Source organism: Kocuria massiliensis, assembly GCF_900169715.1.
Lineage (GTDB): Bacteria > Actinomycetota > Actinomycetes > Actinomycetales > Micrococcaceae > Rothia > Rothia massiliensis.
This window is the reverse complement of sequence record NZ_LT835161.1, coordinates 154,265-179,608: the sequence shown is the minus strand read 5'-3', so window position 1 is coordinate 179,608 and position 25,344 is coordinate 154,265. Positions and strand designations below refer to the sequence as shown.

The 25,344-nt window shown below is 61.7% G+C and carries 19 protein-coding genes; 4 read left to right on the top strand and 15 right to left on the bottom strand.

What is annotated here, in order from left to right:
* Window positions 1-1,050, top strand: coding sequence for a Gfo/Idh/MocA family protein (locus B9Y51_RS05090; protein ID WP_143468008.1), 1,050 nt, complete (start codon window positions 1-3; stop codon window positions 1,048-1,050).
* On the opposite strand, the gene ald is transcribed toward B9Y51_RS05090, so the two are convergent.
* From ald to B9Y51_RS05050, 8 genes are read right to left on the bottom strand one after another with little or no spacing between them, the layout of a single operon-like run.
* The gene (ald, locus tag B9Y51_RS05085; protein ID WP_085529030.1) at window positions 1,047-2,174 is read right to left on the bottom strand and encodes an alanine dehydrogenase; all 1,128 of its coding nucleotides are present in this window, start codon (window positions 2,172-2,174) and stop codon (window positions 1,047-1,049) included. The two genes, B9Y51_RS05090 and ald, sit on opposite strands and share 4 nt — an antisense overlap.
* Window positions 2,175-2,209: 35 nt before the next feature.
* Entirely contained in the window at window positions 2,210-3,679 is a 1,470-nt protein-coding gene (locus B9Y51_RS05080) for an NAD-dependent succinate-semialdehyde dehydrogenase (protein WP_245826076.1), read from the bottom strand.
* Window positions 3,676-4,980: an aminotransferase family protein gene (locus B9Y51_RS05075; protein ID WP_085529028.1), complete on the bottom strand. Its 1,305-nt coding sequence runs from the start codon at window positions 4,978-4,980 to the stop codon at window positions 3,676-3,678. The genes B9Y51_RS05080 and B9Y51_RS05075 overlap by 4 nt, the downstream gene beginning before the upstream one ends.
* Window positions 4,981-5,008: 28 nt before the next feature.
* Window positions 5,009-5,764: an SDR family NAD(P)-dependent oxidoreductase gene (locus B9Y51_RS05070; protein ID WP_085529027.1), complete on the bottom strand. Its 756-nt coding sequence runs from the start codon at window positions 5,762-5,764 to the stop codon at window positions 5,009-5,011.
* A 3-nt stretch (window positions 5,765-5,767) separates the two neighbouring features.
* The gene (locus tag B9Y51_RS05065; protein ID WP_218189203.1) at window positions 5,768-7,240 is read right to left on the bottom strand and encodes an MFS transporter; all 1,473 of its coding nucleotides are present in this window, start codon (window positions 7,238-7,240) and stop codon (window positions 5,768-5,770) included.
* Between the two features lie 48 nt (window positions 7,241-7,288).
* Window positions 7,289-8,521 carry a M20 family metallopeptidase gene (locus B9Y51_RS05060; protein ID WP_085529026.1) on the bottom strand — a complete coding sequence of 411 codons (1,233 nt, stop codon included), beginning with the start codon at window positions 8,519-8,521 and terminating at the stop codon, window positions 7,289-7,291.
* Window positions 8,522-8,523: 2 nt separating this feature from the next.
* On the bottom strand, window positions 8,524-9,750 hold the full coding sequence (locus tag B9Y51_RS05055) for an aminotransferase-like domain-containing protein (protein ID WP_085529025.1): 1,227 nt from the start codon (window positions 9,748-9,750) through the stop codon (window positions 8,524-8,526).
* A gap of 2 nt (window positions 9,751-9,752) precedes the next feature.
* Window positions 9,753-10,967, bottom strand: a complete 1,215-nt coding sequence (locus B9Y51_RS05050; RefSeq protein ID WP_085529024.1) for a M24 family metallopeptidase — start codon at window positions 10,965-10,967, stop codon at window positions 9,753-9,755.
* 148 nt (window positions 10,968-11,115) lie between these two features.
* Between B9Y51_RS05050 and B9Y51_RS05045 the strand changes: the two genes are divergently transcribed.
* Window positions 11,116-12,024, top strand: coding sequence for a LysR family transcriptional regulator (locus B9Y51_RS05045; protein ID WP_085529023.1), 909 nt, complete (start codon window positions 11,116-11,118; stop codon window positions 12,022-12,024).
* On the opposite strand, the gene B9Y51_RS05040 is transcribed toward B9Y51_RS05045, so the two are convergent.
* Window positions 12,017-13,147: a zinc-binding dehydrogenase gene (locus tag B9Y51_RS05040; protein ID WP_085529680.1), complete on the bottom strand. Its 1,131-nt coding sequence runs from the start codon at window positions 13,145-13,147 to the stop codon at window positions 12,017-12,019. The two genes, B9Y51_RS05045 and B9Y51_RS05040, sit on opposite strands and share 8 nt — an antisense overlap.
* A 188-nt stretch (window positions 13,148-13,335) precedes the next feature.
* Here B9Y51_RS05040 and B9Y51_RS05035 point away from each other — a divergent pair, with 188 nt between their 5' ends.
* Window positions 13,336-15,093 (top strand): ABC transporter ATP-binding protein, encoded by a 1,758-nt coding sequence (locus B9Y51_RS05035; RefSeq protein WP_085529022.1) that lies wholly within the window; start codon window positions 13,336-13,338, stop codon window positions 15,091-15,093.
* Window positions 15,090-17,015 carry an ABC transporter ATP-binding protein gene (locus tag B9Y51_RS05030; RefSeq protein ID WP_085529021.1) on the top strand — a complete coding sequence of 642 codons (1,926 nt, stop codon included), beginning with the start codon at window positions 15,090-15,092 and terminating at the stop codon, window positions 17,013-17,015. Before B9Y51_RS05035 ends, B9Y51_RS05030 begins: the two co-directional genes overlap by 4 nt.
* 134 nt (window positions 17,016-17,149) lie before the next feature.
* Here B9Y51_RS05030 and B9Y51_RS05025 read toward each other — a convergent pair whose 3' ends face one another.
* From B9Y51_RS05025 to iolD, 6 genes are all read right to left on the bottom strand, one after another.
* A complete protein-coding gene (locus tag B9Y51_RS05025; protein WP_048681589.1) occupies window positions 17,150-18,595 on the bottom strand; it encodes a sugar porter family MFS transporter in 1,446 nt (481 codons plus the stop codon).
* Window positions 18,596-18,674: 79 nt separating this feature from the next.
* Complete coding sequence (locus B9Y51_RS05020; RefSeq protein WP_048681592.1) at window positions 18,675-19,553, bottom strand: sugar phosphate isomerase/epimerase family protein; 879 nt, start codon at window positions 19,551-19,553, stop codon at window positions 18,675-18,677.
* A 200-nt stretch (window positions 19,554-19,753) separates the two neighbouring features.
* Window positions 19,754-20,731, bottom strand: coding sequence for a Gfo/Idh/MocA family protein (locus B9Y51_RS05015; RefSeq protein WP_085529020.1), 978 nt, complete (start codon window positions 20,729-20,731; stop codon window positions 19,754-19,756).
* Window positions 20,732-20,776: 45 nt separating this feature from the next.
* Window positions 20,777-21,703 (bottom strand): sugar phosphate isomerase/epimerase family protein, encoded by a 927-nt coding sequence (locus B9Y51_RS05010; RefSeq protein ID WP_085529019.1) that lies wholly within the window; start codon window positions 21,701-21,703, stop codon window positions 20,777-20,779.
* A 131-nt stretch (window positions 21,704-21,834) separates the two neighbouring features.
* A complete protein-coding gene (locus tag B9Y51_RS05005) occupies window positions 21,835-23,340 on the bottom strand; it encodes a CoA-acylating methylmalonate-semialdehyde dehydrogenase (RefSeq protein WP_085529018.1) in 1,506 nt (501 codons plus the stop codon).
* Window positions 23,341-23,405: 65 nt separating this feature from the next.
* On the bottom strand, window positions 23,406-25,322 hold the full coding sequence (iolD, locus tag B9Y51_RS05000) for a 3D-(3,5/4)-trihydroxycyclohexane-1,2-dione acylhydrolase (decyclizing) (protein WP_048681693.1): 1,917 nt from the start codon (window positions 25,320-25,322) through the stop codon (window positions 23,406-23,408).
* Window positions 25,323-25,344 lie beyond the last annotated feature (22 nt).

Here is a 25,344-nt window from a genome sequence, read left to right as displayed (position 1 = left end):
ATGAGAATCGCTGTGGTTGGGGCGGGAACCATCGGACAGATGCATGCCGCCCACCTGATGGCTACCGACGGCGTGACACACGTCGAGCTCGTCGGCCGTGACCCGGGCCGTGTGACGCTGCACGCGGCCCCGGTCACGGAGCGGGCTGGGCAAGCAGGGGCGGGAGTCCGGTTAACCACGTCCACAACCTTCGACGAGTCCCTCGCTACCGCGGACGGCGTCGTCATCACGACGCCGGGGTCCACACACCCCGACCTGGTGAGACGCGCGATTCGCACAGGCAGCCCGGTATTCGTCGAAAAACCGCTAACCCTCGGAGCCTCCGACTACGCCCGGCTACTCGACGACATCGAGGCGGCCGGAGCCGACGAGAAGGTGATGGTGGGGTATCACCGCAGGCACAGTCCGGAATTTACGGCTCTCAAAGGCGTGCTCGACTCGGGCAGAGCCGGAGCCCTCCGCGCGGTCTTCGCTTACGATCACGACAAATACGCCGCTGATCCCGAAGGCCTCGCTGGGTCCGGCGGTATTTTCGCGGACATGATGGCTCACGATTTCGACCTCATCCCTTGGTTGGTCGAGGAACAGGCCGAGAGCGTCTATGCCGTGGGTTCGGTGGTCGCTCATGAGGAGTATCGCCGTCACGACCAGTTGGACACCGCGAGCGCGCTGCTGTCTTTCTCTTCGGGGCTGACGGCAACGATCTCGGTGATGCGGGGGCATGCTTCGGGTCAAGACGTTCGGACCGTCGTGCACGGAACCGATGGATCCTTTGCCGTGGGCGAGGTCGACGGTCGTGCCGTCACCCAGATCGACGTCGACGGACAGGTCAGCTCTCCGGGACGCGCCTTCGAGGGGTATCAAGACCGTTTCGAGACCGCGTTCGTCCACGAAATGCAGGACTTCGTGGCGCTCATTTCGGGGCGTGGACCGAACCACAGCACACCCTCGTCGGGGGTGCACGGCGTGGAGCTGCTCGATGCCGCCCAGCGATCCTTCGCAAGCGGCCGCCCGGAACCGGTGCGGCCGCTTCGAGAGGTTTCGCGTTAGACACCCAACGGCACGGCCGTTGCGTCGTTGGCCGACGGCGTTCCCAAGTCAGGGAACGCCGCCGCGACGCCGGGTTGAAGCAACCTGCCGCTCCATGTGTTGACGCCCTTGGCGATCGAGGGGTCGGACTCAACCGCGTGATCGGCGCCGAGGGCCGCGATCTTCTTGATGTACGGCATCGTCGCGTTGGTCAGCGCCGATGTCGCGGTCTGCGGTACGGCACCCGGCATGTTCGCCACGCAGTAGTGTCGAATCCCGTCTACCTCGAAGATCGGATCCTCGTACGTCGTCGGGTGCGAGGTCTCGAAGGCCCCGCCTTGATCGATCGCGACGTCGATCAGCAGCGCGTCTTTTCGAAGCAACTCGAGGTGTTCGTGTCGAACGACCTTGGGTGCGGCCCTCCCCGGCACCAAGACGGCACCGATCACGACGTCAGCTTGGGCGAGTTCCTCTTCGACCACCGCCGGATTAGACATCAAGACCCGTGCGCGACGGTCCAAGAGCGTCTCGAGTTCACGAATACGACGTGGTGACATGTCCAGCACGGTGACCTCCGCCTGAAGGCCAATCGCCAGCAGGGCGGCGTTCAGTCCTACCGCGCCTCCCCCAATAATGACCACGCGACCTGGCGAGACTCCTGGCGCGCCGCCCAGTAGTTTCCCAGGTCCATTCCCGGCACGGGACAGATGCCGTGCCGCCGCGTGAATCGCCAGGCGTCCGGCGATTTCGCTCATGGGCGTCAACAGCGGAAGGCCGGTCTCGTCCTGAACGGTTTCGTAAGCGATACCGATCGTTCCCGCCTCGAGAAGTGCCTGAGTCAAGGGTCGGTCCGCTGCCAAGTGCAGGTACGTGAAGAGCACCAGGTCCTTGCGGAGGAAGCGGTACTCCGACTCGATGGGTTCTTTGACCTTGATCAAAAGCTCCGCCCGCGCCCAGGCCTGCTCTTGATCGGTCAGTTCTCCGCCAGCCCGAACGTAGGCTTCGTCCTCGAATCCCGAGGCGTCACCAGCACCGCGCTCGACGTAGACGGTGTGGCCCGCCCGCGTTAGTTCCTCAACATTCGCCGGGGTCAGCCCGACCCGCTCCTCCTGGGGCTTAATCTCCCGCACTACCGAAATGCGCATTCCCGTTTCCTCCTCTTCGTTCCGTAGGGTTCGGCCTACCTGGCCGCAATGTTGTAAAAACGAATGTTCTGATATTCCTCGAGTCCTTCGGAGCCGCCTTCCCGGCCCAACCCGGATTGTTTGACCCCGCCGAAGGGTGCCGCAGCATTCGACGGCACGCCCTGGTTGATGCCGACGAGCCCGCATTGGATGGCGTCCGATACCCGGAAGGCACGATCCAGACTTTCCGTAAACACGTAACCGGCGAGACCAAACTCGGTATCGTTGGCTCGCTGGATCGCCTCTTCTTCGGTCGTGAATCGTTGGATCGCGGCAATGGGTCCAAAAATCTCTGAACCAGATATCGCGGAGTCCGGACGTACATGGTCCAGCAGGGTCGCGCTGAAGAAGCTCCCATCCCCTTCGGGCGCGTTCCCGCCTTCAAGGAGTTCGGCTCCTTCAGAGATGGCACCGGCCACGATCGCTTCCATATCCGTCACGGCCCGAGGGCTGACCAGTGGACCGAGGTGGGCACCCTCTGAGAGGCCATGTCCCATTCGAACCGAGGCGATCTTCTGCCTGAAGGCCGCCACGAAGTCGTCCGCAATGCCGTCTTGCACATAGATCCTGTTGGCCGCGATGCACGACTGCCCGCCATTGCGCATCTTCGCTGCGAACACTCCATCCACCGCTCGGTCCAGGTCTGCGTCGTCGAACACCAAAAGCGGTGCATTTCCGCCCAGCTCCATCGAGGTTCGTAGCACTCGTTCCGAGGCCAGGCCCAGAAGAGTCCGGCCGACCTCGGTCGACCCGGTAAAGGAGACCTTCCGGGCGTGAGGGTCACGCAGGGCGGTTTCGCTCATGGTCCGCGAGCTCGACGTCGTGATGACGTGAACCAAGTCCGCCGGAACACCGGCCTCGCGAGCAAGCTGCACCGCGAAGTACGTGGTGAGGGGCGTGGCGGTGGCAGGCTTGATGACCACGGAGCATCCCGCAGCGAGCGCCGGCGCGATTTTTCGGGTCGCCATCGCCAACGGGAAGTTCCACGGCGTGATCAGCACGGAGAGTCCCACTGGGCTACGCCGAGTCACGATGCGCGAACCGCCGTCGGGTGCCTCTTGGAAGTTGCCTCCGGCGCGCACCGCTTCTTCCGCGTACCACCGCACAAAATCGCTGCCGTACTTCACCTCACCCTTGGCCTCGGCCAGGGTCTTGCCCATCTCCCGGGTGATGAGCAGGGCGAGGTCCTCGGAGTGCTCGACCAGGAGCTCCCACCACCGATGCAAAATATTGGACCGTTCGCGAGGAGTCGTTCGGGCCCACGACGCCCCGGCGCGATCTGCCGAAGCCATCATCGAGGTGATCCCGTCCCGACCCACATCTGGGACGTGAGCGATGACCTCGGCCGTGCCTGGGTCAGTCACCTCGATGCCTTCGTTCGGTAAGCCCAACCGGCCCACGACGTCGTCGGCCCGGCGCAGAGCATCGGCGTCTGCGGTGAGTATCGATTTTTGCCGGTTGCTCACGATGTCGCCTCCTCGGTGATCGCCTCGCTCATCGCGGCGAAATAGTCCTTCAGTTCCTGCTCTTTGACGATGAACGGAGGACTGACCTGGAGGGTGTTGCCCCGCAGCGGGCGGGAAATGAACCCTTTGTCGATCATGCGGTCGCAGACCTTTTCCGCGGCCACCCCTTCCCGCAGAGTCACGCCACCCAGGAGCCCCGCATGACGGACCTCGGCGACGTCGTCGTGCTGCTGAGCGAGCTCCTCGAGATCCGCCGCAAAGATAGGCTCGAGCTCGCGCACGCGGTCGACGAGGTGCTCCTCGCGAAGGATGTCGAGGTGCTTTATGGCAACCGCCGACGCCGTTGCGTGACCCGCATACGTGGAACCGTGGCGGAAAATCGGGGCGTCATCGGAATCTTCGAAGAACGGCTCCCAGACACGACGGCTCACAAAGATCCCGCCCAGCGGTGCATAACCCGAGGTCACGCCTTTGGCGAAGGTCACCAGGTCCGGTTGTAACCCATAGCGTTCCGCGGCAAACATGGTGCCCACACGGCCGAATCCGGTGATGACCTCGTCCAGAATCAACAGAATCTCGTGTTCCCGACACAGCTCCTGGATGGTCTCGAGGTAACCCTCGCCCGGCGGATTCACCCCGCCGGTACCCTGGACGGGTTCGGTCACGATCGCCGCAATATTCTCCGGACCGATCTCGGCAACGGCGCGACTCACCTGTTCCGGATCATTGAAGGACACCCGTGCGGTCTCGGGCACCAAGGAATCGGTTCCGTAACCCTCGCGGTTAAACTCAAGGCCCGCGATACTCGTTCCGTACGCGTGGAGTCCGTGATACGCGAACTCACGGCTCAAAATGATCTGTTTCTCGTGGCGCCCCTCGCGCTGCCAATGCCGCCGAGCCAGCTTGCACACGACGTCGATCGCGTCCGACCCTCCGCTGTTCAGGATGATCTTGGGATCCGGAATCGGAGAGATTTCGGCGAGCTTTTCCGCGAGCTGCGCCGCCTGATCGTTCGTGAACCGCGCGAACGTATGGTAGGTCTCCAGATTCATCATCTGGTCGTACGCCGCCTGCGCGAGCTCGGGCCGGCTATGGCCAATATTGGCGTGCCACAGGCCTGCGGTCCCGTCGAAGAGCCGACGTCCGTCCTCAGTCTCAATGTACGATCCTTCGGCTTTGCTGATGACGAGCTGGCGCCCGTACACCTGGCTCGCGCGCGCTTGGGCCGGCCACAGCGCCGATCCCTGAGCGATTTTCGTGGTGGGGTTCGCGGTCGATGTGTTCTCTGCGGTGGTCGTCATGATGTTCTCCTTTCGTCATCCGCGGTCATTACTGAGCGAGATATCCGCCTTCGACCGGGATGGTGGTTCCTGTGATGTACTCGGCGCCCGGGCTCGCGAGGTACGAGACCGCGGCGGCGACGTCGGAGGGCAATGCGATGCGTCCCAAAGGGATCTTGCTCGCAACCTCCCGTTCGGTGGCTTCGGGATCTTCCTGTTCGGAAACCCAAGTGTCGTACAACGGCGTCTTAGCCATACCCGGGGCCACCGCGTTAACCCGAATATTGTGGGGAGCCAGTTCGACGGCACCCGCGGTGGTGAGCGACTGAATCGCGCCTTTACCAGCGCTGTAGAGGCTCATCGTGGGGACCCCGATCATCGCGAGCCTCGAGGTGATGTTGATGATCGCTCCGCCGTCGCCCTGATCGCGCATGACTCGTCCGGCGGCTTGCAGCGCGAAGATCGTGCCGAAGACATTGGTCGCGTAGTTCTCCCGAATCTGCTCTTCGGAGACTTCCAAGAGCTGCCCTACCAGGTCTACCCCGGCGTTATTGACCAGAACATCCAAGCGGCCGCCCGTACGCACCGTTTCGTCAATGAGGTTCTGGACACTCGCCGCATCAGACAGGTCCGCCTGGATCCAGAACGCCTCAGGCCCGAGTTCCTCCGCCACCGCTTCCCCTCGAGAGGAATTACGGCCGCTCACGATGACGCGGAACCCATCCGCCACGAGCCGTCGCGCAATCTCCACGCCGATTCCGGAGTTCGCCCCGGTGACCAGGGCAACTTGTGGTTGCTGCGTCATGTTTTACCGTCCTTTCGTCGTGGTGTGTGCCGTTCCGTCGTCCTCAACGGTCGGGACCGAACCGGTCTTGGTTCCAATCAGTTCCTCACCGCGGGCCAGCCTCAGATCGTCGTCGCTGCCCGGGACCACGTTGCCGCGCAGGGAGCGGCCCGCCGTCTCGCGGAAGGTCAGCACCGAGATCAAACCAATCACCCCGGCGACCGCCAGATACCATCCCGGCATCAAGACGTTGCCGGTCTTGTCGATGAGCAGCTCGTTGAACATCCCCGCGGTTCCACCGAAGAGCGCGGTCGAAATGTTGTATCCGACCGCGAACCCCGAATACCGCACTTTGGTGGGAAACAGTGCCGGGAGAGTCGCCGAAATGGTGGAAATCAGCATGACCAAGAACAGGCCAAGGATCCCGATGCCCAACAGTTGCGACCAGAAGGTTGCGCGCTGGATCAGCATCATCGCGGGGACGGAAAGGAGGATGAATCCCACCGACGCTGTGATCAGGATGGGGCGACGTCCGATCTTGTCACTCAACGCGCCGAACGGAACGATCACCGCGATCATGACGAGCTGAATCACCACCAACGAGAAGTTCGCCTCGGCCGTGCTGTGGCCCAAGGTCGCCGAGAGGTAGCTGGGCATGTAGGTCAGCACCAGATAAAACGCGACGTTCAGCAGGGTCACGAACCCGATGAGCTTGAAGATCTGCGAAGGGTAAGACTTCAGCAGGTTGCCCAAGGCCTTGAGCGCCGAGGGATGGTCGACGGCCTCTTCGACGTCTTCGGTGAAAGCGGCCGGGTCGTGCAAGTGACGCCGCATCCACAACGCCAAGACGCCCATGAACGCCGTCAGGATGAACGGGAGCCGCCACCAACCGGCCATCATGCCGTCTTCACCCACGATCATGGTCAACACGGTGCACAGAATCGCCGCCGCACTAAACCCCACGAGTGTTCCGAATTCGAGGAAGCATCCGTAGATTCCACGACGGTTATCCGGGGCGTGTTCCGCCATGAACACCGCGGCGCCGGCGTACTCGCCACCCGCCGAGAAACCCTGAATCGCACGCAACACAATCAACAAGATGGGGGCGATGAAGCCTGCCGTCCCATATGTGGGCAACAGGCCGATGCACGCCGTGGAACCGCTGATCAGCACGATCGTGATGACCAAGACTCGCTGCCGCCCAAAGCGATCCCCGAGCGGACCAAAGATGAAACCACCGAGCGGCCGGACGAGGAAGGAAACCGCGAAGGTTCCCAACGCTAGGACACGGGCGAGGGTTTGGTTTCCGGCGTCGAACGTAAAGAACAACTGGGAGATGTAGACGAGGAGATAGCCGTAAATGCCGTAATCGAACCACTCGATCGCGTTGCCGACGGCGGAGCCGGCCACAGATTTCCGAGCCGTCTTCTTCTCGTCGATGCTCATGTCGATCTCGGAGGTGATCGGTGGGGGTTCATACACAGGAGCGTGGGACATGGGTCCTCCCGAGGTGCGGGGCGGTGATTCCGCCCGTTGATATGGTGTTTAGCCGCGCAGACGGTCCGTGCAGCGAAGGGCAAGTAGTGCGTACGTCTTGGAAGCCATCAGGAGTTCGGAAATCTCGACCTGTTCGTCGGGTTGATGAGCTTGGTTGTTCACGTCCCCCGGGCCGAGAACCACGGTCGGAATGCCGTGCACCTGAGACATGAATCCGCCCTCGCAGGCGGCCGTCCAGGTGCCAGTGCGGCCCAAACCGCCCGCACTGCGAACGGCATCTCGACACGTCAGGACGAACGGATCCGCTGGGTCGGTCTTGAATCCCGGCATCACCATCTCGACGGCGCCCGTCAACGAGAGCCGTCCCGACCGGGCGCGATCCGCGGAGTGAACGGCCTTGGTGGCCGAGGCGAGCAGGGACGAAAGAATCTGTTCGGGGTCCTCACCGGGCAGGGTACGGCGGTCGATGGCGAGTTCGCACCGATCGGCGACGATCGAGGTTCCATGGCCGCCGGAAATCATGCCCACATTCCAGCTGGCACGCCCCAAGAGTGGATCGGGCGTCTCACGAAGAGCACGATCGTCGGTCTCGATCACCCGGAGAACCTCGCCAGCGGCCAGGATCGCGCTCGCGCCATCGTCCGGGTTCCCCGCGTGGGCGCTCGCCCCCGAGATGTTGACCCGGAGGTTGGTGGCTCCGCGGCAGGCCGTGATGATCTCCATCCCGGTCGGTTCCGCGGCGACGCACCCGAGGTATTCGCCGTCGGGCTTCGAGGCCACGTATCGGCGGGCTCCTGCGGCGTCGCATTCCTCGTCCACCGTCACCAACAAGGTCATGGGCACTTCAGGGCACGCCCGGTGCACCGCGGACATCGCAACGATGACGGCTGCGAGGCCGCCTTTCATATCGACGGCTCCGCGACCGATGAGCCGCCCGTCCACGTGCCGGGGTTCGAAGGGATCCCCGGTCCAACCGGCCCCGGCGGGGACGACGTCGCTGTGGCCCAAAAACAAGATGCCCCCAGTTCCTGTGCCATCACCGCCGAGATGAGCGATGACGTTGGCCCGTCCAGGCATCACTTCGTCGTGCTCCACGCGGGCGCCGATTGCGGTGAGCGCCCCGGTTAGGGAGGACACGGTCGCGCTCTCGGCCTCCCCCGGGTTTTCGCCGCGGGCACGAATCAGCTCGTCGGCGAGCGCAAGAATCCAGTCTGCGTCGATGCGTTCGAGAACCCAGTCCTCCGTGGTGGCCGCGGTCGGCGACGGATAGGTCTGTGTCATGGCTAGGCTCCCGAGTTTTTCTCGACGTATTCGTCCAGTGCTGTGCCGAGCCGCTCGACGCCTTCCCGAATGCGTTCCGGTGACGACGTCGCGAAGCACAAACGCAGGGCGTGACGCTGCGAGGCCGAATTCGTGAAGGCCGGGCCAGGGATGTAGGCGACGCCGTGCCGCAAGGCCAGCGGGAATAGATCCTCGGCGTCGACGCTCGCGTACTTCCCGGTGAGGTCCACCCATAGGAAGAATCCCCCGTCCGGGTTGGTGGTTACGACGTCGTCGCCGAACCGCTCGTCGAGGGCCCGGATCATGGCGTCCTTGCGCTGCTGATACACCGAGCGCAACCAGGACACGTGGGCGTCGAGCCCGCCTTCTGCGAGGTAGTCCGCGATCATCTTCTGCATCGGCACGCTCGTGCAGGTGTCCATCGCAGGTTTCGCGTTGACCGCGATCTCGCGCAGGCTCGGGTCGAGGTCCAACCATCCGACACGAAGTCCTGGAGCGAGAATCTTGGAGAAAGTCCGGACTTGGATCACCCTCGGGTTGTGGGGACTGAGTTCGAGGAAACCGGGGACCTGTTCACCCTCAAAACGCAGGAGTCCGTACGGGTCGTCGTCGACGATGTACGCGTCCCATTCTTCGGCCAGTTCGAGGAGCTGCTCGCGCCGTTCGCGGGAAAGGGTCGTGCCACTTGGGTTCTGGAAATTCGGGATCGTGTAGATGGCCTTGGGCCGTTTCCCGGAGGCCGCCACCAACTCGGGTAAGGCCTCGACCACAAGCCCGTTCTCATCCATCGGCGCCTCGAGAATATTCGCTTGGTAGCTGAGGGCGGTGCCGATTCCGTTGGTGTATGTCGGGCATTCGACGACGACGGTGTCGCCCGGGTCGACGAGCATCTTGAAGGCGATGTCGAGCCCTTGCATTCCGCCGGTCGTGACGACGATGCGGTCGGCGCTGGAGCGATGGCCCTGGCTGGTTTGGATGTGGAGAATCTGCTCGATGAGGGCGTCCTCGCCCTCACTCGCCCCATAGCCGAAACGACCGTCCGCTGAGTTGCCCAAGAGTCGGCCGAACTCTTCGGTCGGAATCAGCTCGTCGTTGGGAGCGCCCATCGCAAATTTGACGATGTCGTGAGTCTGGCTCGCGAGCAACGCCGTCGAGGCATCGATCACCGAGCCGTTGAGCTCCGCGGCGCGCTGAGCGAGCGGTCGGTGAGAAATTGTGGGGGTCGTCATGCCTACCTCCTGGAGTCGAGGGAGATTAGTCCGCGCGGGACCGAGCTGAAGGTTTCGTGGCCGTGGTCGGTCACGCGGATGGATTCGGAGACCTCAAATCCCATGCCGCGCAGCCACATGCCGGCGATCAGGTGGAACGTCATGTTGGTTCGCAGGGTGGTGGGGTCTTCGGCCCGAATGCTCACGGTCCGCTCGCCCCAATCCGGCGGGTATCCGACGCCGATCGAATACCCGAGGCGCGAATTCTTGCGGTACCCGTGACGCCCGAGCACGTCCGTGAAAGCTTTGGCGACCTCCGACGCCGGAACGCCGTCTCGAAGAGTGTCCAAGGCCGCCTCGAGGGCCTCGACCGTAACCTTCGAGAGGCGGTCGAGGTCGGGGTCGGGCTTGCCGATAATCGCCGTCCGAGCCAGAGGAGCGTGGTATCGGCGATGTGCGCCGGCGAGTTCCACGGATATCGGGACGCCGCTCGGCGTCGGAACATCCGCCCACGTCAGGTGGGGAGTATCGGCACCTGCTCCCATGGGGAAGAGCGGGACGATCGAGGTGTAGTCGCCATCGATCCCGTGGCTACCCCGGGCCTGAGCGGCCATGACGTCGGCGGCCACGTCATTCTGGGGACGATCCAGGGTAAACCCGTCCAAGGCGGCTTCCATGGCACCCTGGCAGACGACGCCTGCCTTGCGCATGTAGTCGATTTCGATGTCTGACTTCACAAGCCTGACCCACCCGACAAGATGCCGGGAGTCCTCAAACTCCCATTCGGGCAACCCGGCCTCGAGGGAACGGAAGGTCCTGACCGTGAAAAAGGCTGTGTCGCCTTCGTACCCGACCCGGCGGGAGGTGCCATAACCGAGATCGCGGATGGCCTGTGCCATCCAATCACCGGGATGCACCTCGTCCTGGTCGATATACCGCTCCGGGTAGGCCAGGATTCGGTCCTGCGGAATCACGGCAATGGTCCGGTGTGCCCCGTGCGCGTCCATCTCGCGGGCGATGAAGTACATCGGCCCGTCCACGGGCAGGAAGAGAATCTGCGGCATGTAGAAGGACCAGGCGTCATAGCCGGTCAGGTAGTACATGTTGGCAGGATCCGAGATGATGAGCGCGTCGAGTCCGCGCTTCGCCGCTAGGGCCCGGACGGCTTCAAGCCGGGCGTCGTATTCCTGTGCGGAGAACGGGGCTTCCCTCGTACCGTCGATGTTTTGCCTAGACAATTCCCCTCCTTCACGCGCTCTGTGAGTCACGTCTCGATCACTGATGAATCGATGCTATTCGTGTCCCACCAGGGGAAACAGAAGGGAAGACTTGCTCTAGGAGTTAAGTTGTACTTAAAGCTGGCAACATCGGACATAAGGAGTCGCCATGCTCAACGTTCACCGCCTGATTCTGTTGCGGGAACTCGATTCTCGCGGCAGCCTCTCGGCCGTCGCCCGAGACCACGACGTCAGCCCGGCCGCCGTCTCACAGCACCTCTCTGGCCTCGAGAAGGACGTCGGCATCGCCCTCACGGAACGGGTGGGGCGGCGCATCCTCCTGACCCCCTCAGGGAAAAAATTGGCTCGCCGGGCGGATCAAATCGTGGAAATTCTCGAGGCCGCGGAAGCAGAGCTCGACGACGGCCGGGCTCGCATCCACGGCACCGTGCGCCTCTCCTCGTTCGGCTCCTTCGCGGTCTCGTATTTTGCGGACATCCTCCACCGCATGAAGAGCTCCCACCCGGACGTCACGGTCGAGTTCAACCTCCTCGAGCCCGAGGCCGCGGTATCCAGCTTGTTGGGCCGTCGCACCGACGTCGCCATCACGGATGAGTTCTCTGGCCGCCCGCAACCCGTCGACACCGAGATGAATTCGGTGCACCTCTTTCGCGATCGCATCGTGGCATATTCTCCGTGGCCCGTCGCGAGCCTGGAGGACCTGCGCGAACTTCCGTGGGTCTTCGAGACCTCCGGCACCACAGCTTCCGACTGGGCCAAAGGAATGTGCCGACGCGCGGGATTTGAACCGAAGGTCTCCTACGAATCGTCGGATTTACGTTTCCACCACGACCTCGTGCAGGCGGGAATGGCTGCCGCGTTCTTGCCGGACATGGTCTTCGACAACGGAGTTAATCCGCTAGACCGACCCCCTCACCCCATCACCTGGCCCGAGGCGATGGCCACCGAACTGTATCGGGACCTCTACGCGCTGACCAGGCGCGGAGCCCGGCTTCGTCCCGCGACCGCCGCCTTACTCAACCACACGGTCGAGGCGACCCGGGCGGCGATCACATGACGACGATCGCTCGGCCGGTAATCTCGCCACGGTTGAGGGCTTGGTAGGCGTCATCGACGTCGTCCAGAGAGTACTTCCTCGTCACCGCCTCTTTAACGCGGTAACCGCCGTCGCTGGCAAGTTGCGCCACCGCGGGGAGATCGATGCGCGTCACCGCACCAAAGGATCCCGTGATGGTCTGACCCCGGCGCACGAGCGGCGAAATTTCCACCTCACCCGTCACGCCGCCCGGGGCAATTCCGATGGCCACCATCCGACCGCCCTCACGCAAGAGCGACGCGGCCTGGGTGAAGGTTTCCGGGCGCCCGAGGGCTTCGAAGGCCACGTGGACCCCTTTACCGCCTGTCAGTTCGAGGACGGCTTCGCGAACGTCCCGGTCCGTCGAGTTGACCGTCGCATCGGCCCCGAGGCCGCGGGCCGCCTCAAGCTTTTCGTCGGCGACGTCGATCGCGATCACGGTCTCGGCTCCCTGATACTTGGCCACCTGGATCAGGCTCGAGCCGACGCCACCCACCGCGACCACAGCGACCGTCTCACCTTCGGCTAACCCGGATTTCCGCACCGCGCCGTACGCGGTGAATGCGGCGCACCCGAGGATCGCGCCTTCTTCGGCCGGAACGTTCTCGGGGCGGGATGCAAGAGCGGACATCGGCACGACGGCGTATTCAGCCATTCCCGCCATCGAATACATGGACAACCGCTCGCCCTGTGCACCCGTCAGACGTGACGTGCCGTCGAAAAGATTTCCCTTGAGCCGGTTTTCCGCAAAGAATTTTTCACACAGGTCATCTCGGCCTGCACGGCACTGCTCACACTGGGTACACGGCATGATGAAGGCACCTATGACCTGCGTCCCCACCTCGATTGAGCCGTCCGAACGTGTCCCCTCCCCGATGGAGACGACCTCACCACTGATCTCATGCCCCACCACTGCCGGGGCTGGGAAGGCCACCTCCCCCTTGAGAACGTGCAAATCCGTGTGGCAGACACCGCAGGCGGTGATTTTTACAAGTGCCTCGTCGGCTTGTGGAATCGGTACGGGAATGGTCTCGACGGTCAATCGCGATGATTCACCGCCCCATACGGCGGCACGCATTTTCTGGGGAATAGTGGCATGAGTCATATCTCGATACTTCATCTCTCATCTCATGGATGCAACCTGTCATCCATCAATTCACCCTTGATGGGGTTTCTCAGAAGAAAATGAATATATTTCAACTCTTGACCGGGCCAAGAAATGCTGGTCTCCTGGAACCACGCTGTGTTTCGACCCCGAACACGATCATCTAGCCCCAGGACCCCAGGTGGCCCATGCTCTTTACAGTGCTTCGACGATTTTCAAAACCTTATCGACGTCACATCGTTATTGTCGTGCTCCTCCAGCTCATTTCGATGTTGGCCATCCTGTACTTACCAAGTCTTAACGCGCGCATCATCGACGACGGCGTGGCCACGGGTGATACCGACTTCATCTGGCGCACGGGCGGGCTCATGCTCCTCGTAGCGCTCGCCCAAATCATTTCGGCCATCGTGGCGGTGTACTTCGGGGCAAAAACCGCAATGGCTATAGGCCGAGACCTCCGAGCTGCCGTGTATGCCTCCGTGGACAGATTCGGCACCCAGGAAATCTCCGAATACGGTGCGCCGACCCTCATCACCCGTGGAACCAACGACGTCCAACAAGTGCAGATGTTGGTCGTCATGGTCATGAATTTCATGGTCACGCTGCCGTTGATGGTGATCGGCGGGATCATCATGTCCCTTCAGGAAGACGTCGGTTTGTCCTGGCTCGTGGTGGTGGCCGCTCCACTCGTCGTCGGCACCATGACGGTCCTCGTTCGCAAGCTGATCCCTCAGTTCACGGTCATGCAAGACAAGGTCGATGCCGTCAACGGCGTGCTTCGCGAACAGATCATGGGCATTCGCGTCATCAGAGCGTTCGTGAGAGAACCCTTTGAAACGCAACGGTTTGACGTAGCCAACCGCGAGATCACCGACATCTCCGTGAAGATCGGACGCATCTTCGTTCTCATGGGGCCCATTCTGACGATCCTGCTTCACGGAGCCGAAGTCGCCGTTCTCTGGTTTGGTGGGCACCGGGTCGACGCCGGACACATGGAGGTTGGTTCCCTGACCGCGTTCCTCCAGTACCTCATGCAGATCTTGCTGGCCGTCATGATGGGTTCGTTCGCGGCCATGATGTTTCCACGAGCCATGATCTGTGCTCGTCGCATCGGCCAGGTGCTCGAAACCGTACCCGCCGTTCATTCCGCTGATCGGACCGTTATTCCCGACCGGTGTCACGGCGTCGTCGAGTTTCGCGATGTCGAGTTCCACTACCCCGGTGCGGACGACCCCGTGCTCTCAGGCATCAGTTTCCGTGCCGAACCAGGAACTACCACGGCCATCATCGGGTCCACCGGCTCCGGCAAGACGACGGCTGTGCACCTCATCCCGCGCCTACACGACGTCACGCGCGGAGAAGTTCTCCTCGACGGTGTGAATGTTCGAGACCTGGCCGCGGCCGATATCACCCAACGTGTAGCAATCGTGCCTCAAAAGCCGTACCTGTTCTCGGGCACTGTCGGTTCCAACCTGCGCTTCGGCAACCCAGAGGCAACCGACGAGGAGCTGTGGGACGCCCTTCGCATCTCGCAGGCCGAAGATTTCGTTCGGCATCGGAATACCGGCAGCGAGGAAAATCCCGCGAGGGGGTTGGAATCCGAGATCGCGCAAGGAGGCACGAACGTTTCCGGAGGCCAGCGTCAACGCCTCTGTATCGCCCGCGCCGTCGCATCACGGCCGGTGATTTACCTTTTCGACGATTCCTTCTCCGCCCTGGATGTCTCGACCGATGCTCGCCTGCGGAGCGCTCTAGCACCCGCCACACGAGACGCGACCGTGATTGTCGTGGCACAACGCGTCTCGACCGTGACTGGTGCCGATCAGATCCTCGTTCTTGATGCCGGCCGCATCGTCGCACGGGGCACCCACGACGAGTTGCTGGCCAGCTCGGAAACCTATCAAGAAATCGTCGAATCCCAGCTCTCGGCGGAGGAAGCCTCATGAGTGAGTTTCCCGAAGGCGCTCAGCCTGGACCCGCCAAAGCCTTCTGGCCCACGACCCTCAGAATCATCCGGGAATTGGGCCGCCGCCCATGGCACGTGGTCATCATGACGGTGTTGCTTGTCGCATCGGTGGCGTTGAACGTTATCGCGCCGCGGGTTCTGGGCCACGGTATCGACCTCATTTTCGCCGGAATCATCGGGGCGCGGATGCCCGCCGACGCCAGCCCCGACGCCGTGATCGCCGGCATGCGGGCCAAAGGCGACCACCAGATGGCAGACATGTTAACGGGCGTGCATTTCGTCCCCGGTCACGGCATCGATTTCGGTGAGCTTGGGGCATCGTTGTTACTCGTGCTGAGCATGTACGTCCTCTCAGGATTGTTCTTCTGGATTCAGGAACGCATGCTCAACGACCTCGTGATGCACGTGGTCTACGACATGCGCTCCCGGGTCGAAGATAAACTCAACGCTCTGCCGCTCAGCTACTTCGACACTCACACACGTGGCGACATGCTGTCCCGTACCACCAACGACGTCGACAACGTTCAGCAGGCGCTACAACAAGCGCTGGCGGCCCTGGTTCATGCGATCCTCATGGTCGTGGGCGTGGCCGTGATGATGTTCGTGCTCTCGTGGCAGTTGGCTTTGGTCGCGCTCCTGGCTATCCCCATCTCGGCTGTGGTGGTTGGCGCGATCGGTCAACGCAGTCAGAAGCTTTTCGCTGCGCAGTGGAAGTCCACCGGTGAACTGAACGGGCATATCGAGGAATCTTTCACGGGGCACGACCTCGTATCGGTGTACGGACGCTCAGACGACATGACCCGGACCTTCCGGGAGCACAACGAACGCGTGTTTGAGGCGTCTTTCCGCGCTCAGTTTCTTTCGGGCACGATCATGCCCATCATGCAGTTCGTCTCCTACCTCGGGTACGTGGGCATTGCCGTCTTGGGAGGGCTCAAGGTCGCCAGCGGACAGCTCAGCCTTGGCGGCGCAACCGCGTTCATCCAGTACTCCCGCGAATTCAATCAGCCGCTCGGCGAAATCGCGGGAATGGCCAATATGCTGCAGTCCGGCGTCGCCAGTGCGGAACGCGTCTACGAACTGTTGGATGAGCCTGAGCAGTTGCCGGATTCCCCCTCGGATCATGAAAAGGCTTCCTCCGGAAGGCGAGCCGCTGGGCGCATCGAGTTTTCCAGCGTGAATTTCTCCTACACGCCTGAAACCCTGCTCATTAAGGACCTGAGTCTTCTCGCCACGCCAGGGCAAACGGTGGCGATTGTCGGACCCACGGGCGCAGGCAAAACCACGCTGGTCAACCTCATGATGCGGTTCTACGAGATCGACTCTGGTTCGCTCACCCTTGACGGGACGGATGTTCGAAACATGAGCCGTCGCCAACTTCGATCGGCCACCGGAATAGTGCTTCAGGACGCGGTCCTCTTCGAGGGAACCATCCGGGAAAATATTCGGTATGGGCGTTTGGACGCGTCCGATGACGAAGTGCTCGAGGCGGCCAAGGCCACGTACGTGGATCGATTCGTCCATGCCTTACCGGAAGGCTACGAGACGGTGATCGATCAAGAGGGTGGCACTGTTTCTGCGGGTGAACGCCAGCTCATCACAATTGCTCGAGCCTTCATCGCGAACCCTTCCGTCCTGATTCTGGACGAGGCCACGTCCTCCGTGGACACTCGCACCGAGGTGTTGGTGCAAAAGGCGATGTCTGCACTTCGAGCTTCCCGAACGTCCTTTGTGATCGCCCATCGGCTCTCAACCATTCGTGACGCCGACACGATCCTCGTGATGAACGACGGCCAGATCGTGGAACAAGGTCATCACACGGAGCTCATGTCCCGCCGCGGCGCTTACTACGAGCTGTATAAGGCGCAATTCGCCATGGCAGATCCCGTGGACGAGGACTAGCCCGACTTCGCGAATCCCGGTTGCTGAGCCACACGCAAACGGGGCCGCTCGCGACGTGCGAGCGGCCCCGTTCATATCCTCAACGACACCCCCAAGAATGGCCGGGTGAAGAGACCATCCTGCGCGTCGCCGGGTTACTTCTTGCGTCCAACCTGGAAGATCGCACCGGTGGTGACATCTTCTTCGACCGACTCGAGGGTGCGGCCTCGAGTTTCGGGGAGGAACCGGTACATAACCAGGACGGCGATGGCGTTGATGACGGCGAATCCGAAGAAGGATCCGGTCAGGCCAACCGCGTTAAGCACCACCGGGAACATGTAGCTCACGAAGGCGTTGGCGATCCACAGGCAGAACACGGTGAAGCCCATTCCGACCGCACGCATGTGAAGCGGGAAGATTTCGGAGAGCAGCACCCAGGTGGCCACGTTGAGGAAGGTCTGCATCGATCCCACGAACCCGACCACCAGGATCAGGATGATGAAGGGTCGAATGGCGCTGTCCTCGGGAATCGTCATGGACGCAATGCCGATCAACACGTGGAAGATGGTCACGAGCGAGTAGCCGGTGATGATCGTGGTGCGCCGGTTGACCTTTTCCATCATCCACAATGCGATGAACGCACCGATCACGGCGATCACACCCGGCGCGATGTTAGCGATCAACGCGGCGTTCGCGGCGAAGCCGGACTGCTCCAGAACGATCGAACCGTAGTACATGATCGAGTTGATGCCCGTGAACTGCTGGAATACCGCGACCGCAACACCCACCAAGAGGATGCGCAACAGCCACTTATTCTTGAAAACGGCCGACAGACCGGACTCATGCTTTTTCTCTTCGAGCTTGTTGACCTGCTCGACGTCCTCGATCTCGGCGATCGCGCGCTCCTCGGAGCGGATCGTCTTGAGGACCGTGAGGGCTTCGTCGCGACGACCTTGGGTGATCAACCAGCGCGGCGATTCAGGCATCCGCAACATTCCGATGAACAGGAAGATCGCGGGAAGAGCACACACGGCCAGCATGATGCGCCAGACGTGGTCCAGGTGACCCAGAGTGTTTCCGAGAATAGCGTTGACCACGAACGCGGCCAACTGGCCGACGACGATCATCATTTCATTCCGGCCCGAGAGCGAGCCTCGGATTTCGAATGGTGCCAGCTCGGCGAGGAACACGGGAACCACAGCGGAGGCGCCGCCCACGGCGAGGCCCAGCAAGAAACGACCCACGAGCAACGTGAACAGCTCAGGCGCAAAGACGCACACCAGCGTGCCCAAGAAGAACAGTACGGCCAACAGAAGAATGGTCTTTCGGCGGCCCCACGCGTCGGAGAGCTTTCCAATGCTCACCGCGCCGACGGCAGCGCCAACCAGCAAAGTACTCGTAACGAGACCCTGGGTATCAGCGGTCAAGCCGAGAGTCTCGCTCATCGGCTCCAGCGCACCATTGATCACGCCAGTGTCGTAACCGAACAACAGACCACCGAAGGTCGCGACTAAGGCGACGACGCCCAATCGCTTCTTGTGGGGCCCATCGGTCAAGGGAGGGAGAGACGTCGAAGGTCTCTCCGGTGTGACGGCGCTCATGATGACTCCTTTATCAACAGGCGAGGGACATCCAATCCCACGCTCAATGAACTACAGGTGATGGGTGGTGGGGCGTTCTTTAACCCCGGCGAACCGCTTCAACCCTCTTCCTCATCGTGTCGAGTTGATAGCGGGAAACTTTGGCGGCATCTTCATTCTCTGCGAAAACGCTCGAAACCATGACGGTCTCCTCGGAGTCCAAGAATCCGATCTCATTCAGTCCCCCAAAGAATTCCTCCCAGTTGACGTCGCCATCACCGATCTTTAGGTGCTGGTGGACGCGCGCGGGACTCCCGGGAGGATTGGTGATGTACCTGAGGCCATTGGATCGATGGTGATCCATGGTATCCGCAACGTGGACGACTCTGAGTCGGTCGCCTGCAGCTCGCATGATGTCGAGCGGTTCATCTTCCATATGGAAGGTGTGGCAAGCAACGTAAACCATTCCAAGATTCTTGGAGTTCACCCCGCGGATTACCCGCCATGCCTCGAGCCCCTGCTCGACAAAATCGTCAGGGTGGGGGTCGATGGCGACATGGAGGTCCTCTCGCTCGATGATCGGGAGCAGTTCCTCCATCGAGCGGTAAAAAGCACGCTCGGATTCTTCGGCAAGTTCCGGCCTTCCGGAGAACTCCGTATTGAGCTGTTGCACCCCGAGGTCCACGGCGATCTGGATGATGCGTTTCCAGTGCCGCACCGCCGCCTCGCGAGCGTCCGGATCGGGGGATGACCACCGCATGACCGGCAAGACCGACGCGATCTCCACGTCAGCGTCGCGGCAGGCCTTCGCCAACTGCGCGACCAGTTCGTCGTCGGCCTTGGGGTGGCGAAAGAAGGGGATGAAATCCGGATGGGGAGTCATCTGGAGATAGTCGTACCCCAGATCTTTGACCACCCGCGGGAATTCAAGAAGCGAATGTGTGGAATGGAAAGGTGTGGGATCTAGAGCGTATTTCACAGAGTCTCCCTACTCAGTTGGTGGAGCACACGTCCAGTCATGTGATTTGCATCGCAATGGAAAGTTGGTCTGAAAATGGGGCCTGCCGGTTTCCCGAACAGGCCCCGATTCAGGGGCGCTTCCCTATTTGTCCTATCATATGCACAAATATGGGTCTTGCCTATAGGGATTTCAAATTTTTTGCCGTTTCTGCGAATGGCCTACCGGTACAAGTCGGGCTTCTCGTTCAGCACAACGTCGACTGACGTTCCGGGGTCTTCGATGGCACGCAATCCGGCCTCGCAGCACGCAGCTGCCGCGTAGCCGTCCCATGCATCGGGGCCATTCAATTCGCCACTCAGGCAGTCATCAATCCATTCCTGCACCTCGGTGTCGTAGGCATCGACGAACCGTTCCTCGAACCCAGGGGTTACGTGGTCGACGCCCTCTTGGAGGTGATTTTTTTCGAAGGTGGCTCTCGTCGATACCGCGTATCCGTATCCGGCAGTGACGTGGGTGTTGACCGAGACCCTGACACCGCCTTCGGTATCCGCGAGAACCTGCGCCGGATCCACCAAGCCTTCTTTAGCAGCACTGGAGTTTTTACCGGTGCGGACCTGAACCGTGGTGATTTCTTCCCCGGTCAGATACCGCACGACGTCGAACTCGTGGACCACGGTGTCATCAATCAAATTGCGACCCGTGTAGGAATCCGGGACGTTTGGGTTGATGTGCTCGCAGTCCAGCGCCAATAGTTCGCCATGTTCACCCGACTGGACGGCCGACCGGATGCGACGGTAGCCCTCGTCGAACCGGCGCATGAAGCCCACCTGGACCAGCTTGCGGCCCATTGCCGCCTCGGCTTCCACGATGCGCCACGCCGACTCGGAATCGGGCGTCAGCGGCTTTTCGCAAAAGACCTTGAACCCCCGGCTGAGCGCTGGCAAGAGCACCTGTTCATGAAGGAAACCTGGCGTCGCCACCATCACGGCATCGACGTTTCCGGAGTCGAGAGCCTCCGTAAAGTCGGTGTAGACCCGAGCTCCTTCAATTCCTTCCAGGGCGGCTTCGGCCTTGGGCTGGTCGATGTCAATCACCGCCGTGACACGCACGTTCTTCATGCGGTCACGCAGACGAATAATGTGGTCGGAACCCATGCGGCCGGCTCCGACGACGGCAACTTTCAATGGTTGTGTCATGGTCAGGCTTCCTTTCAGCGCTGCAGTCGTGACAGTAAGTGGAGGTTAGGCGACCGTGGTGCGCGAACCGCAGCCCAACAGGTATTTGCAGGTGCGGGTCGCAATCGGCAACGGAACATCGAAGTCCTGGAGCGGGTACATGTCTTGTTCCACGATGCCGAAGAAGGGACGGCCCAGTGCCTCGGCGGCTTCGATGACCGCTCGAAGGTCGGGCAAGCCCTGGGGCGGCTCACACATGACACCGCTCGCCGTGGCGTCCTTGAAGGTCATGTCTTCGGCTCGAACACGCGCCAAGATATCCGGATGCACCTGCTTCAGATGCAGGTATCCGATGCGTTCGGGGTACTTCTCGATGAGTTCAACCGACGACGCACCGCCGTACTCAGCGTGTCCCGTGTCGAGGCACAGCGTCACGAGCTTGGGGTCGGTGCGGGCCAAGAACTTCTCGATCTGTTCCATCGTTTCGACGTGGGAATCGGCATGCGAGTGGAATTGCTGGAACAGGCCAAATTCGCTCTGGAGACGCTCACCCAGCTTGTTGTGACCCGTCGCGAGAGACTCCCACTGTTCGTCGGTGAGGGTACGGTCTTCGAGGGCCTTGCCTGTCTTATCGTCACGCCACAGCGCCGGGATGACGACGACGTGCTTTCCACCCATTTCAGCGGTCAATTCAGCGACACGACGAGCGGGTTCCCAAGCCTCGTCCCATTGGTCGGCCCCTCGGTGGAACGCCGTGAAAACCGTGCCGGCACTGATCTGCAAGTCCCGGTCCTTCAGCTCTTTGGCCAAGGTTTGCGGATCGGTCGGGAGGTATCCATAAGGCCCGAGCTCAATCCAGCGGTAGCCGGCTTCCACGACTTCGTCGAGGAAGCGCTGCCAAGGGGTCTGCTGTTCGTCGTCAGGAAACCACACGCCCCAGGAATCCGGGGCAGTGCCGATGATGAGGTTTGAGTCGTGAGTAGTATCGGCCATTGTGGGACTCGCTTTCGCCGTTGAAAGAGTTATGAAGAAATTTGGGATGCTCGGGCGTCATCACGTGGACGGCGCCCGAGCTTTGGGTGCGGCCGTCACCGGCCGCGGGCCCGGGACAAGACCCCGGTTCGTTAGTCGTCCGAGCTGGAGGGGAAGTTGAAGGACGCTCCCGAGACAGCCTTCGGCTCGGGCCAACGCTGAGTGACGACCTTGCCGCGGGTGTAGAACTTCACTCCATCCGGTCCGTAAATGTGGAGGTCGCCGAACAGCGAGTTCTTCCAACCGCCGAAGGAGTGCCAAGCCACCGGCACCGGCAGCGGAACGTTCACACCGATCATGCCGACGCGTACCTTGCGCTGGAAGGTCCGAGCCACGGCACCGTTGGACGTGAATACGGCAGTGCCGTTGCCATACGGGTTGGCGTTGATGATCTCGATGGCCTCTTCCAGCGACTCAGCGCGGATGACGACGAGGACAGGCCCGAAGATTTCCTCCTCGTAGGCGCTCATCTCCTTCTTGACCTTGTCGATGATGGTCGGGCCAACAAAGAAGCCCTTCTCGTGATCCTTGACGATCACGTCGCGACCATCGAGCACCAACGCTGCACCCGCATCCTGAGCCTCGCCCACAATTTTGGTGATGCGCTCCTTGGCAGCCGATGTAATGACCGGCCCCATATCCGCCTGGGGATCGGTGCCCTCGGTGACCTTGATGCCCTGGGCGAGTTCCTTGACGCGAGAGACCACTTCGTCGGCGGCGTCTCCGACGGCCACGGCCACCGAAATGGCCATGCACCGCTGACCTGCCGACCCAAAGGCGGCGGCGTTGAGGTGCTCCGCAGCCAGCGTCATATCCGCGTCCGGCATGATCACGGCGTGGTTCTTGGCTCCGCCAAGAGCCTGAACGCGCTTGCCGTTCTGGGTTCCGGTCTCGTAAACGTACTTGGCGATGGGCGTGGAACCGACGAACGAGATGGCGTCGACATCCGGGTGAGTCAACAACCCATCCACCATTTCCTTGTCACCGTGCAACACGTTGAAGACGCCATCGGGAAGACCGGCTTCCTTCCAGAGCTTGGCCAACAGCAATGAAGCGGAGGGATCCCGCTCGGAGGGCTTCAAAATGAAGGCGTTGCCCGTGGCGATTGCGACCGGAGCCATCCACAACGGAACCATGACGGGGAAGTTGAACGGGGTAATACCGGCGACGACGCCCAGCGGCTGGCGGAACGAAAAGACGTCAAACCCGGTGGAAACCTGGTCCGAGTACTCGCCCTTCAGATGTTCGGAAATTCCACATGCGAATTCGATGACCTCAAGGCCTCGAGCCACCTCTCCGGCGGCGTCGGAGAGAACCTTGCCGTGCTCCGCGGTGATGATGCGCGCCAGATCGTCCGTGTGGGCGTGGACAAGCTCGCGGAACTTGAACAGGATGGCGCTCTTTTTGGCGAGGGAAAGGTCCGCCCAGGATTCGCTGGCCTTTTTGGCTGCGGCGACGGCCGCTTGCAGATCATCCTGGCCACCCAAATGCAGGGTGCCCGTCACATCGCCCGTGGCGGGGTTAAAAACCTCTTGACGGCGTTCACCGGAGCCTGGTGTCTCTTGTCCGTTGATGAAGTGCTGGATGCTCGTGGTCACTTTTTCTTCTCCTCACGTTGAGTGAACGCAATTGTCGCGTCCGATGATGGATGCACGGTGTGGAATCAGCCGAGCAAAGGCTTTTGTGTGGATTTCTTGTCTTCGTACACGGCATAGGCCTCCTGTGTGGATGACAGATCGGAGACCGACGCGACGGGAACGTCCCACCACGACTCCGAGCTCGGAGCGTCGATGAGGGGGTCCGAGTCGACGTGGATCAGGATGGGGCCCGAATCTTCCGGCGCGGCCTTAGCGGTACGGATGGCTTCTTCGAGGTCCTCCCCCACGGACTCGCCCGGCTCGACCCGGATTACCCGGACACCGAGGGACTCGGCGTTAGTCGCCAGGTCAATCGGCAGGGTGTCGCCGGAATCGAAGGACTGTTGCGCCTCGTCGTGGTACCGATACTTCGTACCGAAACGTTGCGACCCCAGGGATTCCGAGAGTGCACCGATCGATGCATAACCGTGGTTCTGAATCAGCACCACGATGAGCTTGATCCTCTCGGCCACCGCCGTCACCAGCTCCGTGTGCATCATCAGGTAGGAGCCGTCGCCAACGGTCACGACGACGTCGCGGCCATCTTGTTGATGCAAGCTCGCCCTCTTGACGCCCAGTCCGCCGGCAATCTCGTACCCCATGCAGGAGTACGCGTATTCCACGTGGTAGCCGTACGGGTCCTTGACCCGCCACAGCTTGTGAAGGTCACCTGGCAACGAACCGGCAGCGCAGATCACGACGTCGCGGTCGTCCATCGCGGAGTTAACCCGCCCAATGATTTCGTTCTGGGACATCACGGGGCGATAGCGTTCGGCAAAGGCCGCATCCGCGATACCGTCCCACCGCTTTTTCTCGGCGGCAACCTTCTCGCTCACCTCATCCGAAACGTGAATGCCCGAGACGGCTTCATTCATCGCCACGAGGGTCTTACGTGCATCGGCGACCACAGGAATTTGGGTGCCGTGCTTGTACGCGTCGAAGGCCGCGACGTTGATATTGACGAACGAAACATCGGGGTTCTGGAAGGCGGTGCGCGAGGCCGTGGTGAAGTCCTCATAGCGCGTCCCGATTCCGATAATCAGGTCCGCATCCGCAACGAGTTGGTTGGACGCGGTTGAACCCGTGGAACCGACGGCACCGAGGCATAACGGGTGGTCCCAGTCGAGAACGCCGACCGCAGCCTGCGTATACGCGACCGGAATGCCGGTGGCCTCAGCGAACTTTTGCAGCTCATCGGTCGCGAAGGCGTAGTGCACGCCGCCGCCGGCAATGATGACGGGCTTCTTCGCCGAACGGATTGCGTCCATCGCCGCCCGAAGGTCTTCTTCCTCAGGTGCGGGCCGCCGAATGCGCCATTCCCTTTCCTGGAAGAACTCCTCCGGAACATCGATGCGTTCGGCCTGGACATCCTGCGGCAGGGCGATCGTCACGGCACCCGTCTCCACGGGATCCGTGAGGACCCGCATCGCATTCAGCAGGGACGAGTACAGCTGTTCCGGTCGCCACACCCTGTCGAAATACCGAGAGACGGGACGCAGAGTGTCGTTAACCGTTATATCCCCAGCGTCGGGACGCTCCAGTTGCTGAAGCACCGGGTCGGTGGTTCGAGTCGCGAAGACGTCAGACGGGAACAGGAGAACTGGAAGCCGGTTGGTGGTCGCTAAGGCCGCCCCGGTCACCAGGTTCGTCGAGCCCGGGCCGATGGAGGTCGTGGACGCGTAGGTCGCCCGCCGACGTACGTGGCGTGCATAGCCGGTGGCCTGATGCACCATGGCCTGCTCGTTGCGCCCCTGGAAGTACGGCATGAGCGAGGGGTCTTGGCCCTGGAACTGGCGCAGAGCCTGGCCAACGCCGGCAACATTTCCGTGACCAAAGATTCCGAACATTCCGGGGATCGTCCGCTCGCGGTAGGTCTCCGAGCCCACACGGTCGACGGTGTACTGCTGGGACAGAAACTTCACGAGGGCCTGGCCCACGGTCATGGTCTGGGTAGTCATGTAAACC